Here is a 13,214-nt window from a genome sequence, read left to right as displayed (position 1 = left end):
TCATCTTCAACGAAGAAGAGAGGTTGTCATGTTCAAGGTCTCGGTTCTGGTCTGGATCATGCTGGGTACGGTGCTGGCGGGCGTCAGTCTGATCGTCGTGCTGATGGTGCCGAGCTTCGCCGCCGACGCGATCAGGAACATCCCCTATGCGGTCGCCGTGGGATTCGCACTTGCGATGCCGCTGTCATACCTCGTCGCACGCCAGATCAACGGCGGGCAAGGTGTAAGCAAGGCGTGACAATCGGACGCTGAGACTGGCGGCGCGCGTCACGCTGGCCTATCGTTCGACTCATGCGTTTGAAATCCAACATATGGGTGGCGGCTTACCTGCGCCGGTGCCAGACCGAGGGCGTGTTCGGCGCGGTGCGCCGTCGCGGTGCCGAGGAGGCGGGCGCGGTGTTCGTGAAAGTGTCGCTGCTCGACGGCCATGCGATGCTGTACGCGCCGGCGCCGCAGACCTCTTACGACGACGGCCGCCCCGTCGATCGCTTCTTCGTGCCGGTCGCGCAGCAACCTCTGCCCGAGCACACGATCGAGGAGCGGCTGACGAAGGAAATCCGCTTCGATCCGGACGCCTGGATCGTCGAGACCGAGGATCGTGCCGGACGGCATTTCCTCGAGCTTGCGAAGGCGTAGCTGTGTCCCGGACAAGCGGCGACGCGCCAGCGTTGCCGTGCAGAGCCGAGACCCATAAGGCTGCATCAACGAAGGCGGAGAGATGGGCCCCGGCTCAGCAGCGCATCGCCGGAGGGGCGCTGCGCTGCGTCCGGGGCACGACTGCGCGCTGCGCTCGCAATGACGAGCTTGGACGACGCGGGATCTCCCTCAGCGCGAGTTGTTCAACGCTCCGACGACCCGTCGGTGCCGGTGCGGCGCGGCGGCATTGCGCCGGGCTGCACGCCCGGCCGCGTCTGGCTTGCGCCCGCGCGGGCGCGCTGGCGTTCGCCGTCATGCAGTGACGACTGGTACTTTGCGCGGGTGACGGCGAGCGTCGAGCCGCGCCAGGCTGCCAGCATCACCAGCGCCGAGCGGTCGTTGAGACGATCGTAGAGCCGCGATAGCCGGTAGACCTCGTTCACGGACGTGCCGATCTCCGGCTTGAAGAACAGCAGGATGCGCTGGAAGTTGGGGCTCGGCATGTCGAGCGCGCGCGCGGCGACCGCGAGCGCCTCGCCGCCGGCATCGTCGACGATCTGGGCCGCGACGCGCGAGGGCAGGATCAGGCTGTCGCCGAGCTCGAGGGTGAAATTCTCGACGTCGCCCGCGATCGCCGCCATCTCCAGGATCTGAATCGCGCGCTTGGCGCGCACGGTCGGAATGCGGGGCGCCGCCTTCAGCGGGGTCTGCGCCAGGTTGTGCAGGATCAGCGCGCGCTCGGAGGCGCCGGCGCGGAAGAACATGTCGTGGATCTCGGCGGCGTCCTTCGGCTGCATCGCCATGTTCGCGGCCATGCGCAGCTCGGCGTCGGTCGGCGTGCGGGCCGGCGCGGGGGCGGGTGCGGGCGTGGGGATTTCACGCGCCAGTGGAACCCTGCGGCCTTCATGTGCGGCAACCAGCCCGAGCTTCTGGAGAACCGGGACGGGCGTCGACGGATAGATCGCGAGCTTGGCCTTGATGGCCGCGCGGGTCGCATCGTCGACCTGGTCGATCAGCCGCGTTGCAAGCTCGGTGAACTGGCGCTGCTCGTCGTCACTGTGGATGCGGGTCTGCACATAGAGGTCGGTCAGCACGCGCAGCAGCGTCGGCCGAACATCGACGCCTTCGCGACGGGAGAGCGACATCAGCCCGTCGAATCCGGGAAACAGCGACTTGGTCATGGAGAGATACGCGACCTGGAAGAGATACTGCCCGCCAGCCTATCGCAGGCTCCTTTAAAGGCTCGTTAAGGAAAACGAGGCGTGAAGCCGAACGCTCGATTTGGAGCGATCTCGTGCCGCAACGGGACGTCGCGGGCGGCCCGTGCGGTTACGGTCCGACCGCGACGTTTACACCCCGTTAACCATGAACTGATCTTAATGAATGCATGTTGCATGAGCGCGCTCGGTCGCGCGGCAATTGAAGAGAGCTGACATGGGGACCATCATTGAATTTCCGGCCGGTCGCCGGGTGGGCTCGTCGGGGGATGTCGCTCCGCGCGCGGACATGGGAACGATCCTGATCCTTCCCGTCATCCGTATCGAGCGCGAGGCAGACGAAACCAGCGGCGATCACGGGCCGGAGCAGGGCACAGCGCCGGGGCGCCGTCGTCGCCGTCGCTGATTCCGGGCTCTTGCAATGCCGGACACCATCCGCCAGATCCGGTCTGTCCGATCGGCCGTGCTGCTCACGATGCTTGGCGCTGCGCTCGGTGCCTGTAGCGGCGGCGATTTCGGCCGCACCCGCGCCGACATGCGCAGCGACGACATGCATCGCTGGCTCGGCGAGGAGGTCACCTCCAGCGTCGGTCTGAAACCCTCGCAATTCCAGCTCACCGACGAGGAGCGCCAGCTGCGCGACCTCGCCTATCCCATGATCGAGCCGCCGCTGTCGCGCCCCGCCTGGAAGAGCGTGTTCGGCGACTACAAGGCGATGCCGTCACCCTGGCGGCAGAAGATCGTGTTCGACCGCACCATGTACGGCCGCACGCTGATCGATGAGCCGCACCGCTCGCATTCCTCGCGCTATGCGCAGCTGATCGAGGACGTCCGCAACGACATCACCCGCTTCGAGCCGTTCTTCGCATCCGCGATCCGCGTCATCGACCTCGACAGGAAGCGCAACGCCAGCATGGCGCGCGTCTCCGCGCTCTCGCCGAGAGAGAGGGACGACGCGGTCGCGCGCATGCAGGAGAACTCGCTGATCGTGCAGTGGGTGCAGCAATGCCTGGAGCAGCGCATCTCGTCCTATCGCTGGGCGCTCGAACGCCTGGTGATCCAGGCCCCTGACGGCATGGCCGCCGACGCCGACCGCCTGATCGGCGAGCTTGCCGCCCAGACCGCCAATCCGCCGGTCCAGGCACAACCGCCCTATGGGCGCGCGGTGGTTTCGAAGGGCTGAGCAGAAAAGACGCTTCGGCGGCACGTATTGAGCGGTCGGAGCCGTCAGCCCGTCGACTTGACTCTCGATCGGCTTGAAGCCGGGCCGGCAACCGCGACCTCCCGCGTGATCCACTCGGCGAAGACGCGGATCGGTCGCCGCTGCTGGCTCGCGCGCGGGAACACCAGATGGTGGCCGATATAGCGGATGTCGACGGAGCGTCCGGCGAGGGGGGCAACCAGCCGCCTTGTGGCGATCTCGCGTTCGGCAAGCCGGGTTGACTCCAGCGTCACGCCGAGGCCGCTCGACGCCATCGCAATCGCCAGGAAGCTGCGATCGAAGCGCATGCCATGAATGGCAGGCGCCTCGAGCCCGTTGGCGGTGAACCATTGGTGCCACTGCACCTGCTTCACTTCCGAGCGGATCAGCACCTGATCGAGCAGGTCCTTCGGCTTGCGGATTTTCTTCGCGAGCTCGGGCGTGCAGAGCGGCGTCACGGTCTCTTCGCCGAGCGGAATGACCTCGACTCCCTCGGCTCTCGGCTGCCCGTAGACGATGTCGATGTCGAAATCGTCGTTGCTGAACCGGGCATATTCCGTGCTGGCGGCGAGCCGGACCTCGAGCTGGGGCTCTGCGGCCATGAAGCGGGCAAGGCGCGGGGCGAGCCACTGCGCGGCAAAGCTCGGCGCGCAGTGCACTCTCAGCAATTGCGGGCCGCGGCCCGCGACCTCTTCGATCCCGCGGCGCAGATTGTCGAAGGCGGCGCCGGCATGACGCATCAGGTTCTCGCCCGCCGGCGTCAGACGGACGGCGCGGGCGCTCCGCTCGAACAATATCGTGCCCATCGCGCTTTCGAGCTTGCGGATGGCGTGGCTCACCGCGCTCGGCGTCAAATGAAGTTCGTTCGCCGCATCCCGGAACGAGCCGGTGCGTGCGGCCGCCTCGAACGCGCGGATGGATGATATCATAATACTGGACAGCAGCATCCGACGAGTGAACCAAATTCACCTATGCAAGACAACAGCGCGTTTGTCGGAAACGAGGCAGGGGCATAATCAACGGGTCAAGAACAGTGGCGCCGTCGGTGCCGGCAACAGCCATTCAGGGAGGATCACAATGCTGCTACGCGGCAAGACAGCCATCATCACCGGAGCGGCCTCGCCGCGGGGCATCGGCCTTGCAACGGCCCGCCGCTTTGCGGCCGAAGGCGCCCGGGTCGCCATTCTCGACATCGACGGTTCAGCCGCGGAAGCCGCCGCGCGCGGACTCGAATCCGGCACTGGCGAGCCGCATCTTGGCCTCGCCTTGGACGTCACCGACAAGCAGGCCTGCATCAAGACCGTTGAAGCGGTCATCGCGAAATTCGGTCAGATCGACATCCTCATCAACAATGCGGGCGTGACGCAGCCGGTGAAGCTTCTCGACATCACCCCTGAAGATTGGGACCGTATCCAGGACGTCAATTTGAAGGGCATCCTGTTCCTGTCGCAGGCGGTGATCCCGCATATGCGCAAGCGCAGGAGCGGGTCGATCGCGTGCATGTCGTCGGTCTCCGCCCAGCGCGGCGGCGGCATCTTCGGCGGACCGCATTACTCGGCAGCCAAGGCCGGCGTGCTCGGCCTCGCCAAGGCGATGGCCCGCGAATTCGGGCCCGACGGTATCCGCGTCAACTGCGTGACGCCGGGCCTGATCGGCACCGATATCACCGCGGGCAAGCTCACCGACGAGATGCGGACGAAGATCCTCGAGGGCATACCGCTCGGCCGCCTCGGCGAGGCCGCCGACGTCGCGGGCATCTACACCTTCCTCGCCTCGGACCTGTCGGCCTACGTCACCGGTGCGGTCATCGACGTGAACGGCGGCATGCTGATCCACTAGGCGAGAAGGAGATATACATGGCAAGACCGACACTCCCGAACGCACCGTCGCTGGCACAGCGCGCCCGCAATATCCGCCGCAACGCCTTGCTGATGGGCGAGGTTCAGGGCCAGGGCTATATCGCCCAGGCGCTCGACATCGCCGACGTGCTGGCGGTGGCCTATTTCCACGCGATGCGCTTTCGCGCTGAAGATCCGGTCTGGGAAGGCCGCGACCGCTTTCTGCTGTCGAACGGACACTATGCGATCGCACTTTATGCGGCGCTGATCGAGGCCGGGATCATTCCGGAAGCGGAACTCGCGACCTATGGCTTCGACGAGAGCCGTCTGCCGATGTCGGGCATGGCCTCCTACACCCCGGGCATGGAGATGTCCGGCGGCTCGCTCGGCCTTGGCCTTGGCATTGCCGTCGGCATGGCGCTCGGGCTGAAGCGCAAGAAATCGGCGGCGCGCATTTTCACGCTGTTCTCCGACGGCGAGCTCGACGAGGGCTCGAAATGGGAAGCCATCATGTCTGCTGCCCATCACAAGCTCGACAACATCATCGCAATCGTCGACGTCAACAATCAGCAGGCCGACGGTCCCTCCAAGCAGATGCTCGGCTTCGAGCCGCTGGTCGATAAGCTCGAGGCCTTCGGCTGGTTCGTGCAGCGCGTCGATGGCAACGATCTCGACGCAGTGGTGGGGGCTTTCGATGCCGCGACGGCGCATGCCGAGCCGAAGCCTCGCATGATCGTCGCCGACACGTTGATGGGCAGGGGCGTTCCCTTCCTGGAGCAGCGTGAGAAGAACCATTTCATTCGCGTCGAGCCGCATGAATGGCAGCTCGCGCTGTCTGCACTGAACGCGGGAGACCAGCCATGAAGTCCGCCGGATCGACCCCCTCGGCAAAGCCGCGCCTGACCACGTCGGCCATGATCGCCTCGATCGCAGCGGAGGGCCAGCGCACCAAGCCCGCGCCCTTCGGCCACGCGCTCGTCGAGCTCGCCCGCAGCCGCGAGGACGTGGTCGGCATGACCGCCGATCTCGGCAAATACACCGACCTGCACATCTTCGCGCAGGCTTTTCCCGATCGTTACTACCAGATGGGCATGGCCGAGCAGCTGCTGTTCGCCGCAGCCTCGGGGCTCGCCGCCGAAGGCTTCATGCCGTTCGCGACGACCTACGCGGTGTTCGCGTCGCGCCGGGCTTACGACTTCATCCACCAGACCATTGCGGAAGAAGACCGCAACGTGAAGATCGCCTGCGCGCTGCCCGGCCTGACCTCGGGCTATGGACCCAGCCACCAGGCGGCCGAGGATCTCGCCCTGTTCCGCGCGATGCCGAACATGACGGTGATCGATCCCTGCGATGCGCACGAGATCGAGCAGGTCGTGCCGGCGATCGCCGCGCATCGCGGACCGGTCTATATGCGCCTGCTGCGCGGACAGGTGCCGCTGGTGCTCGACGAGTACAATTACCGGTTCGAGCTCGGCAAGGCTGCGTTGCTTCGTGACGGTGGCGACGTCCTGATCATCTCCTCGGGCATCATGACCATGCGCGCGCTGGAGGCGGCCCAGGCCTTGTCGGATGACCGCATTGATGCGGCTGTCCTGCACGTTCCGACCATCAAGCCGCTCGACACCGAAGCGATCCTGCGCGAAGCGGGCAAGCCCGGCCGCCTCGTCGTCGTCGCCGAGAATCACACCGTGATCGGCGGGCTCGGCGAGGCCGTGGCGACGCTGCTGATGCGCGCGGGCGTTCATCCCGCGTTCCGGCAGATCGGACTTCCCGACGAGTTTCTCGCCGCCGGCGCGCTGCCGACGCTGCACGACCGCTACGGCATCTCGACGGCGGAAGTGAAGCGGCAGATCAAGGAGTGGCTGCGCTAGCAGCCCGTCTTCCCGATCCACGACGGACATGCTTCGTAGCGCCGCTGCGAAGCACGACGGCTGCTGTCCAATGCCGGCGCATCGAGAGCCGGCCAGCAGCAACACGGGCGGTGAAGAGCCGCCTTTAGATCAACCAATCCATGCTCGACAGGAGGAAACGATGACCTTGCGCAAGCCGATAACTCTCAGCCGCCGCAAGTTGCTCATGGCCGGCGCCGCCGTGCCGCTATGTGCCATTCTCACCCGCCCGGCCTCGGCCGCGGAATTCACCTACAAGCTTGCGACGGGGCAGGATCCGACGCACCCCGTCAACATCCGCGCCAAGGAAGCTGCCGACCGCATTCGCGAGGCGACGAGCGGCCGGCTCGAGATCAATCTGTTCCCGGCGAACCAGCTCGGATCGGATACCGACCTGTTGACGCAGGTCCGCAACGGCGGCGTCGAGTTCTTCAACCTGTCCTCGCTGATCCTCGCGACGCTGGTGCCGGCCGCAGGCATCGTCAACCTCGGCTTTCTCTTCACGAACTATGACGCGGTCTGGAAGGCGATGGATGGCGAGCTCGGCGCCTATATCCGCGCGCAGATCGCGCGCACGCCGATCATGGCGGTGTCGAGCCCCTGGGATAACGGCTTCCGCCACGTCACGTCGTCCGGCCGCGAGATCAGGACGCCGGACGATCTCAAGAACTTCAAGCTGCGCGTGCCGGCCGCTCCCAATCTGACGTCGTTGTTCCAGGCGCTCGGGGCAGGCCCCGCGCCGATCAATTTCAACGAGGTTTACTCCGCGCTCCAGACCAAGGTGGTCGACGGTCAGGAAAATCCGCTGCCGATCATCGCGACGGCCCGGCTGTACGAGGTGCAGAAGACCTGTTCCCTGACCGGGCATGTCTGGGACAATTACTGGATCCTCGGCAACAAGCGCGCCTTCGAAAAGCTGCCGAAGGATGTGCAGCAGATCGTGACACGCGAGCTGGATCGCTCGGCCAAGGACGAGCGTGCGGACGTCGCCAAGCTCAGCGAGTCCTTGCGCTCCGACCTGACCGCCAAGGGCATGCAGTTCATCGACGTCGACCGCGGCGCATTCCGCCAGGCCCTGGCGAAGACCAGCTTTTACGCCGACTGGAGGGCCAAGTTTGGCGATGAGGCCTGGACTCAGCTCGAGAAAGCGGCGGGCAAGCTGTCATGACCGCGATCAACCATATGCCTGGGATCGATCAGGGCGCCGCGGGTGCGGCGCCTCAATCCGGTGTGCACCGCTGGGCCGTCGCGGCCAACAGGGTGCTTGGTCATGTGGTTGCGATCCCGGCGGCGCTCCTGGTGCTCGCCGAGATCGTCGTTTTGTCGGCCGGCATCGTCGGACGATATGTCTTTCACGCTCCGATCATCTGGGTGGATGAGCTTGCCGGCATCCTGTTCCTGTGGCTCGCCATGCTGGGATCGGTGATCGCGTTCCAGCGCGGTGAGCACATGCGGATGACGGCCATCATCGGCATGCTCCGTCCCGACGCACGTGCCTTCCTGGACGTCGTTGCCGCCGCGGCATCGCTGGCATTCCTGCTGCTGGTGGTCCACCCTGCCTACGAGTTCGCGGCCGACGAGGTGTTCGTCACGACCCCGGCGCTCGAAATCGTCAACAGCTGGCGGGCTGCCGCGTTACCCGTTGGCATCGGATTGATGCTGGTCGCGGCGGTCCTGCGGCTCGCCCGCATCTCGAGCCTGCGCAGCCTGCTCGCGGCTGGGGCGCTCGTCGCCGGCATCATCGCCGCGCTCGTCCTCATCGCGCCGGTATTGAAACCGCTCGGCAATCTCAACCTGCTGATCTTCTTCGTGGTCATCGTCGGCGCCATGGTGCTGGCGGCGGTGCCGATCGCCTTTGCCTTCGGTCTTGCCACCGTCGGATATCTGGCGCTGACGACGAACACGCCCGATGCGGTCATCATTGGTCGCATGGACGAAGGCATGAGCCATCTGATCCTGCTGGCCGTGCCGCTCTTCGTGTTCCTCGGCCTGCTGATCGAGATGACCGGCATGGCGCGGGCCATGGTCGGCTTTCTCGCCAGCCTGCTCGGCCACGTGCGCGGCGGCCTGCATTATGTGCTGGTCGGCGCAATGTACCTGGTGTCGGGCATCTCCGGCTCGAAGGCGGCGGACATGGCCGCCGTGGCGCCGGTGCTGTTTCCGGAGATGACCAAGCGCGGCGCCAGGCCCGGTGATCTCGTGGCGCTGCTCGCGGCGACCGGGGCCCAGACCGAGACCATTCCGCCGTCGCTCGTCTTGATCACCATCGGCTCGGTGACGGGCGTGTCGATCGCGGCGTTGTTCACCGGGGGGCTGCTGCCCGGCATCGTGCTCGCCATCGGTCTCTGCGCCGTGGTCTGGTGGCGATACCGGGGCGAGGACCTGTCGCATGTGAAGCGGGCCACGGGGAGGGAGATCGCCCGCGCCTTCGTCATTGCCATCCCGGCAATGGCGCTGCCCTTCGTCATCCGCGCCGCGGTGGTCGAGGGCGTCGCCACCGCGACCGAAGTTTCGACCATCGGCATCGTCTACTCGGTGCTCACCGGGCTCCTGATTTATCGTCAGTTCTCCTGGCGCCGCCTCTACCCAATGCTGGTGGAGACCGCGTCATTGTCCGGCGCGATCCTGCTGATCATCGGCGCTGCGACAGGGATGGCGTGGGCTCTGACGCAATCGGGTTTCTCGGCCTCGCTTGCAAAGTTCATGACGGCGCTGCCGGGCGGAACGCCTGTCTTTCTCGGCGTGACGATCCTCGCCTTCGTCATTCTGGGCAGCGTGCTGGAAGGCATCCCCGCCATCGTCCTGTTCGGGCCGCTATTGTTTCCGATCGCCCGCCAGGTCGGCGTGCACGAAGTGCACTACGCGATGGTCGTCGTGCTCGCGATGGGTATCGGCCTGTTCGCCCCGCCATTCGGGGTCGGCTATTACGCGGCCTGCGCCATCAGCCGCATCAGTCCCGACGAGGGTATCAAGCCGATCGTCGGCTATATCGTGGCCCTGCTGATCGGCACGCTGATCGTCGCGGCGATCCCGTGGATCTCGACCGGCTTCCTGTGACGCGGAGACGGGCGGCGCTCAGCGCTGCCCGTCATGCACGGAGATCTCCGACGCCTCGAGGCCGCCGATGCGGGCATGCGGGCGGCCGCCGGTCGCCATCACGAGGCCGAAGGCGATCTCGTCGCGCCGCGGCGCGTCCCACAGCGTCATCTCCGCGGTGCCGAAATGGCTGCGGACATAGGCGGCGTGGATGTGGCCGAGCGGCACCATCAGGCGCGTGCCCGGACCGCCGATGGTCTTCGCCGCCGGCACGATTGCTTTGGGTTGACCCAGCACCTCGCGCATGCCGTGACCGCCGGCTTCATGCCAGACGGCGCCATGCTCGAGCTCGCCGTCTTCGCCGACGATGATGCCCTTGCCATAGGCTTCGATCCGCGGCGCACCGCCGAGCTGTGCGATCAGCGCGCCAGCGAGCTCGCGTCCGAGCTCACGCAAGGCCGCCTGGAACGGCATCAGATCGGGCTCATAGCGGCCGGCGAAGGGATTGCAGATCACCGCGACGGCAGTTCCGACCAGCAGCGGCTTCTCCAGTCGTGGGCCGCGCTCATGCCAGATGGTCTCGACGCTGAGCGCGGTCTTGCGAATATCGTAGGACGACATGCTGAAGCTAGGCCTCGTCCACGACGGGATTGCTGAGCACGCCGATGTTCTCGATCTCGACCTCGACCACGTCGCCGGGCTTGAGGAAGATCGGCGGCTTGCGGGTGAAGCCGACGCCGGCCGGCGTGCCGGTGGCGATGACGTCGCCGGGGACGAGATCGAAGATCGTCGAGCAATATTCGATCAGCCGCGGGATCGAGAAGATCAGCATCGAGGTGTCGGAGGACTGCACGGTCGCGCCGTTGACGCGCGTCTCCAGCTTGAGCTTCGTGGGATCGCCGATCTCGTCCGGCGTGACCAGCCACGGTCCGAACGGGCCGGTGCCGACGAAGTTCTTGCCGGAGGCGATCTGCTGGGCGTGGCGCTGCCAGTCGCGCACGCTGACGTCGTTGTAGATCGAATAGCCCGCGACATGATTCCATGCATCAGTCTGGCTGATATGACGGCCGCCCTTGCCGATGACGACGGCGAGCTCGCCCTCCCAATCGAAATTGTCCGAGACCTTCGGCCGGATCACCGGCGCGTTGTGAGCAACCTGGGAACGCCAGACCCGCAGGAAGATCGGCGGAAATTCCGTGATCTCGCGCTTCATGCCGAACGCCACGGCTTCGTTGTGGTGGTCGAGATAATTGCGCACGGCGCAGACGATCTTCTCGGGCCGCGGGATCACCGGCAGGTATTTGACGTCGCTCAGCGCCAACGTGGGCTTGTGCCCGGCGACGATCGCCTCGCGCTTGGCGTAGTCATCGCTGCCGAGAAAGTCCGCGAGCGTGGGGTACTGGGGCAGGGCGCGGCCCAGATCCACCACGCGATTTTCGACAACGGCGCCCCAGCTTTCCCGATTTCCATCCAAGAACGACAGCAGCTTCATGATTTCGCCCTAACGGTTTTGATTTTCGATCTGATGTATTATTTTCGAAAATTAGGCCGGGCGCAAGCCCGCCGCGTGAAAATGCAGGTCGCCTATTCGGCGTCGAGCAGATGGCCGGCGTATTTGGCGACGTTGTCGGAGGTCGAGCGGATATGGGTCTCGATCAACTGCACGGCGAGATCCGCGTTGCGTGAGATGGCGGCCTGCATGATCGCCTGGTGCTCGCCGGCCTTGTCGCGCGGGCGCGGCCTGAAATTGGCGGAGAGATGCCGGTAGCGTTCGGCACGGTCGAACAGCTCGGCGCGAATGGCGAGCAGCGTCGCCGAGCCGCAGGCGGAGACCAGCGCCTGGTGGAACTGGCGATGCGCGATCTTCCACTCGGGATCGCGCAGGGGATGCTCGGGATCGCGCTGCTCGATCCGCTTCAATCGGTGCAGTGTGGAGATCACGGCGATTTCCCAATCGTCATCGCCCCGCTCGATCGAGCGGCGGATCAATTCCACCTCGATCAGCACCCTTGCATCGGTGACCTCCACCAGATCCTGGCGGCTGACCGGCGCCACGCGAAAGCCGCGCTGCTCCTGGGCATCGACCAGGCCTTCGGCGGCGAGCGCGGTCAGCGCCTCGCGCAGCGTGGTAAAACTGGCGCCGAAGCGTTCGCGCAGCACGTCGAAGCGCAGCGGCTCGCCGGGCGGAAGGGCGCAGGCAATGATCTCCTCGCGCAGCCGATGCGTGATGTCGGCGGCGATGGTCTTGCCGAATTCCTTGCGGGGGCGGACGGCGCTCTCGGGCATGGGACCTGTCGCTGAATCGATGCCTCAACATGCCGCGCTAACGACCATCTTGCAATAATTTTCGTAAACGGTATGATTTTCGAAAATATGGTCCCAGGGAGCGCGTGAAGTCATGAGGGCGGTGCTGGTGCGTCAGCCGGGTGGGCCGGATGCACTCGAATTGGTCGAGCTTCCGGTGCCTCTGCCCGGAGCCGGCCAGGTGCAAATCCGGGCCGAGGCGTTCGGGGTCGGTCAACCCGACGTGCTGATCCGGCGCGGCGTCTACAAATGGATGCCGCCGCTGCCGGCCAATCCCGGCAACGACGTCGCGGGGCGCATTTCCGCGCTCGGGTCCGGCGTCGAGGGCTTTGCCATCGGCCAGAAGGTGCTGCTGAGCGCGCGCGATCTGTCCCAGCGCGGCGGCTGCTATGCCGACGTCGTGGTCGCGCCCGCGGATGCCGTTCACGCGCTGCCGGACAATGTCGATCTGCAAGCGGCCGTGTGCTTGTCGAACTACCAGGTCGCTTACGCACTGCTGCACGAGTGCCGCCATCCGCGCGCGCCCGCAAGCGCGCTGGTGATCGGCGCGGCCGGCGGCGTCGGCACGGCGCTGGTGCAGCTGGCCAAGCTTGCCGGGATGACCGTCATCGGCACGGTCTCGACTGAAGAGAAGGCCGCGTTCGCCAAGGCGAACGGCGCCGATCACGTCATCTTCTACCGGAGCGAGGATGTCGTGGCGCGCACCCGCGAACTGACGGATGGCGAGGGCGTCGGCCTCTTTCTCGATCACGTCTGCGGGCCCGAGTTCACCTCTTATCTCGGCGCGCTCGGCAAATGGGGCACGCTGCTGTCCTACAACGCCTTCGCCGGTTTGCCGGAAGAAAATCTGATGGCGGCGATGCGCGATCATCTCGACATCTGTCCGGCGATCCGCTGCTTCTCCTTCCACATCTACGACCACGATCGTGACGGACGCCGTGCCCTGATGCGCAGCGTGATCGAGGCCTTGAGCCGCAATGCGATCAAGCCGGCGATCTCGGCGGTACTGAGGCTCGACGAAGTCAGCAAGGCGCATACGTTGCTGGAGCAGGGCTCCGCGCTCGGCAAGATCATCATGATTCCATGAGGGGAT

15 protein-coding genes are annotated in these 13,214 nt (G+C 65.8%); 10 read left to right on the top strand and 5 right to left on the bottom strand.

Annotated elements, in window-relative coordinates:
- Positions 1-28: 28 nt before the first annotated feature.
- Together CIT37_RS27645 and CIT37_RS27640 are read left to right on the top strand one after the other, a co-directional pair.
- A complete protein-coding gene (locus CIT37_RS27645; RefSeq protein WP_028142952.1) occupies positions 29-238 on the top strand; it encodes a hypothetical protein in 210 nt (69 codons plus the stop codon).
- A 53-nt stretch (positions 239-291) separates the two neighbouring features.
- Positions 292-636 (top strand): DUF1491 family protein, encoded by a 345-nt coding sequence (locus CIT37_RS27640; RefSeq protein ID WP_028142953.1) that lies wholly within the window; start codon positions 292-294, stop codon positions 634-636.
- A gap of 203 nt (positions 637-839) precedes the next feature.
- On the opposite strand, the gene CIT37_RS27635 is transcribed toward CIT37_RS27640, so the two are convergent.
- Positions 840-1,817, bottom strand: a complete 978-nt coding sequence (locus CIT37_RS27635; protein ID WP_095426447.1) for a DUF2336 domain-containing protein — start codon at positions 1,815-1,817, stop codon at positions 840-842.
- 253 nt (positions 1,818-2,070) lie between these two features.
- Between CIT37_RS27635 and CIT37_RS27630 the strand changes: the two genes are divergently transcribed.
- Positions 2,071-2,259 carry a hypothetical protein gene (locus CIT37_RS27630; RefSeq protein WP_018315770.1) on the top strand — a complete coding sequence of 63 codons (189 nt, stop codon included), beginning with the start codon at positions 2,071-2,073 and terminating at the stop codon, positions 2,257-2,259.
- A 15-nt stretch (positions 2,260-2,274) separates the two neighbouring features.
- Positions 2,275-3,036 (top strand): hypothetical protein, encoded by a 762-nt coding sequence (locus CIT37_RS27625; RefSeq protein WP_038947832.1) that lies wholly within the window; start codon positions 2,275-2,277, stop codon positions 3,034-3,036.
- A 44-nt stretch (positions 3,037-3,080) separates the two neighbouring features.
- Here CIT37_RS27625 and CIT37_RS27620 read toward each other — a convergent pair whose 3' ends face one another.
- Positions 3,081-3,998: a LysR substrate-binding domain-containing protein gene (locus CIT37_RS27620; RefSeq protein ID WP_095426587.1), complete on the bottom strand. Its 918-nt coding sequence runs from the start codon at positions 3,996-3,998 to the stop codon at positions 3,081-3,083.
- A 133-nt stretch (positions 3,999-4,131) separates the two neighbouring features.
- Here CIT37_RS27620 and CIT37_RS27615 point away from each other — a divergent pair, with 133 nt between their 5' ends.
- The 5 genes from CIT37_RS27615 (at position 4,132) to CIT37_RS27595 (ending at position 9,838) form a co-directional block, all read left to right on the top strand.
- The gene (locus tag CIT37_RS27615) at positions 4,132-4,893 is read left to right on the top strand and encodes an SDR family NAD(P)-dependent oxidoreductase (RefSeq protein ID WP_038947833.1); all 762 of its coding nucleotides are present in this window, start codon (positions 4,132-4,134) and stop codon (positions 4,891-4,893) included.
- Positions 4,894-4,910: 17 nt separating this feature from the next.
- The gene (locus tag CIT37_RS27610) at positions 4,911-5,756 is read left to right on the top strand and encodes a transketolase (RefSeq protein ID WP_095426448.1); all 846 of its coding nucleotides are present in this window, start codon (positions 4,911-4,913) and stop codon (positions 5,754-5,756) included.
- Entirely contained in the window at positions 5,753-6,763 is a 1,011-nt protein-coding gene (locus CIT37_RS27605) for a transketolase family protein (protein ID WP_152103266.1), read from the top strand. Before CIT37_RS27610 ends, CIT37_RS27605 begins: the two co-directional genes overlap by 4 nt.
- Positions 6,764-6,923: 160 nt before the next feature.
- Positions 6,924-7,949 carry a TRAP transporter substrate-binding protein gene (locus tag CIT37_RS27600; RefSeq protein WP_095426450.1) on the top strand — a complete coding sequence of 342 codons (1,026 nt, stop codon included), beginning with the start codon at positions 6,924-6,926 and terminating at the stop codon, positions 7,947-7,949.
- Entirely contained in the window at positions 7,946-9,838 is a 1,893-nt protein-coding gene (locus tag CIT37_RS27595; protein WP_095426451.1) for a TRAP transporter large permease, read from the top strand. Before CIT37_RS27600 ends, CIT37_RS27595 begins: the two co-directional genes overlap by 4 nt.
- Positions 9,839-9,856: 18 nt before the next feature.
- Here CIT37_RS27595 and CIT37_RS27590 read toward each other — a convergent pair whose 3' ends face one another.
- The 3 genes from CIT37_RS27590 to CIT37_RS27580 form a co-directional block, all read right to left on the bottom strand.
- Entirely contained in the window at positions 9,857-10,438 is a 582-nt protein-coding gene (locus CIT37_RS27590) for an amino acid synthesis family protein (protein ID WP_038971523.1), read from the bottom strand.
- A 7-nt stretch (positions 10,439-10,445) separates the two neighbouring features.
- Positions 10,446-11,309: a fumarylacetoacetate hydrolase family protein gene (locus tag CIT37_RS27585; RefSeq protein ID WP_095426452.1), complete on the bottom strand. Its 864-nt coding sequence runs from the start codon at positions 11,307-11,309 to the stop codon at positions 10,446-10,448.
- A 92-nt stretch (positions 11,310-11,401) separates the two neighbouring features.
- Positions 11,402-12,103, bottom strand: coding sequence for a GntR family transcriptional regulator (locus CIT37_RS27580; RefSeq protein ID WP_028142965.1), 702 nt, complete (start codon positions 12,101-12,103; stop codon positions 11,402-11,404).
- Positions 12,104-12,215: 112 nt separating this feature from the next.
- Between CIT37_RS27580 and CIT37_RS27575 the strand changes: the two genes are divergently transcribed.
- Positions 12,216-13,208 carry a zinc-dependent alcohol dehydrogenase family protein gene (locus CIT37_RS27575; RefSeq protein WP_095426453.1) on the top strand — a complete coding sequence of 331 codons (993 nt, stop codon included), beginning with the start codon at positions 12,216-12,218 and terminating at the stop codon, positions 13,206-13,208.
- Positions 13,209-13,214 lie beyond the last annotated feature (6 nt).

The sequence above is a fragment of the Bradyrhizobium ottawaense genome (genome assembly GCF_002278135.3).
Lineage (GTDB): Bacteria > Pseudomonadota > Alphaproteobacteria > Rhizobiales > Xanthobacteraceae > Bradyrhizobium > Bradyrhizobium ottawaense.
The sequence above is the reverse complement of the archived record's forward strand: the minus strand, read 5'-3'. Positions and strand labels throughout refer to the sequence as shown.

Excerpts from the sequence above, each read along its gene's own strand:
- CIT37_RS27645 (WP_028142952.1), top strand. The coding sequence starts at position 29 with ATGTTCAAGGTCTCGGTTCTGGTCTGGATCATGCTGGGTACGGTGCTG.
- CIT37_RS27640 (WP_028142953.1), top strand. The coding sequence starts at position 292 with ATGCGTTTGAAATCCAACATATGGGTGGCGGCTTACCTGCGCCGGTGC.
- CIT37_RS27635 (WP_095426447.1), bottom strand. The coding sequence starts at position 1,817 with ATGACCAAGTCGCTGTTTCCCGGATTCGACGGGCTGATGTCGCTCTCC.
- CIT37_RS27630 (WP_018315770.1), top strand. The coding sequence starts at position 2,071 with ATGGGGACCATCATTGAATTTCCGGCCGGTCGCCGGGTGGGCTCGTCG.
- CIT37_RS27625 (WP_038947832.1), top strand. The coding sequence starts at position 2,275 with ATGCCGGACACCATCCGCCAGATCCGGTCTGTCCGATCGGCCGTGCTG.
- CIT37_RS27615 (WP_038947833.1), top strand. The coding sequence starts at position 4,132 with ATGCTGCTACGCGGCAAGACAGCCATCATCACCGGAGCGGCCTCGCCG.
- CIT37_RS27610 (WP_095426448.1), top strand. The coding sequence starts at position 4,911 with ATGGCAAGACCGACACTCCCGAACGCACCGTCGCTGGCACAGCGCGCC.
- CIT37_RS27605 (WP_152103266.1), top strand. The coding sequence starts at position 5,753 with ATGAAGTCCGCCGGATCGACCCCCTCGGCAAAGCCGCGCCTGACCACG.
- CIT37_RS27600 (WP_095426450.1), top strand. The coding sequence starts at position 6,924 with ATGACCTTGCGCAAGCCGATAACTCTCAGCCGCCGCAAGTTGCTCATG.
- CIT37_RS27595 (WP_095426451.1), top strand. The coding sequence starts at position 7,946 with ATGACCGCGATCAACCATATGCCTGGGATCGATCAGGGCGCCGCGGGT.
- CIT37_RS27590 (WP_038971523.1), bottom strand. The coding sequence starts at position 10,438 with ATGTCGTCCTACGATATTCGCAAGACCGCGCTCAGCGTCGAGACCATC.
- CIT37_RS27585 (WP_095426452.1), bottom strand. The coding sequence starts at position 11,309 with ATGAAGCTGCTGTCGTTCTTGGATGGAAATCGGGAAAGCTGGGGCGCC.
- CIT37_RS27580 (WP_028142965.1), bottom strand. The coding sequence starts at position 12,103 with ATGCCCGAGAGCGCCGTCCGCCCCCGCAAGGAATTCGGCAAGACCATC.
- CIT37_RS27575 (WP_095426453.1), top strand. The coding sequence starts at position 12,216 with ATGAGGGCGGTGCTGGTGCGTCAGCCGGGTGGGCCGGATGCACTCGAA.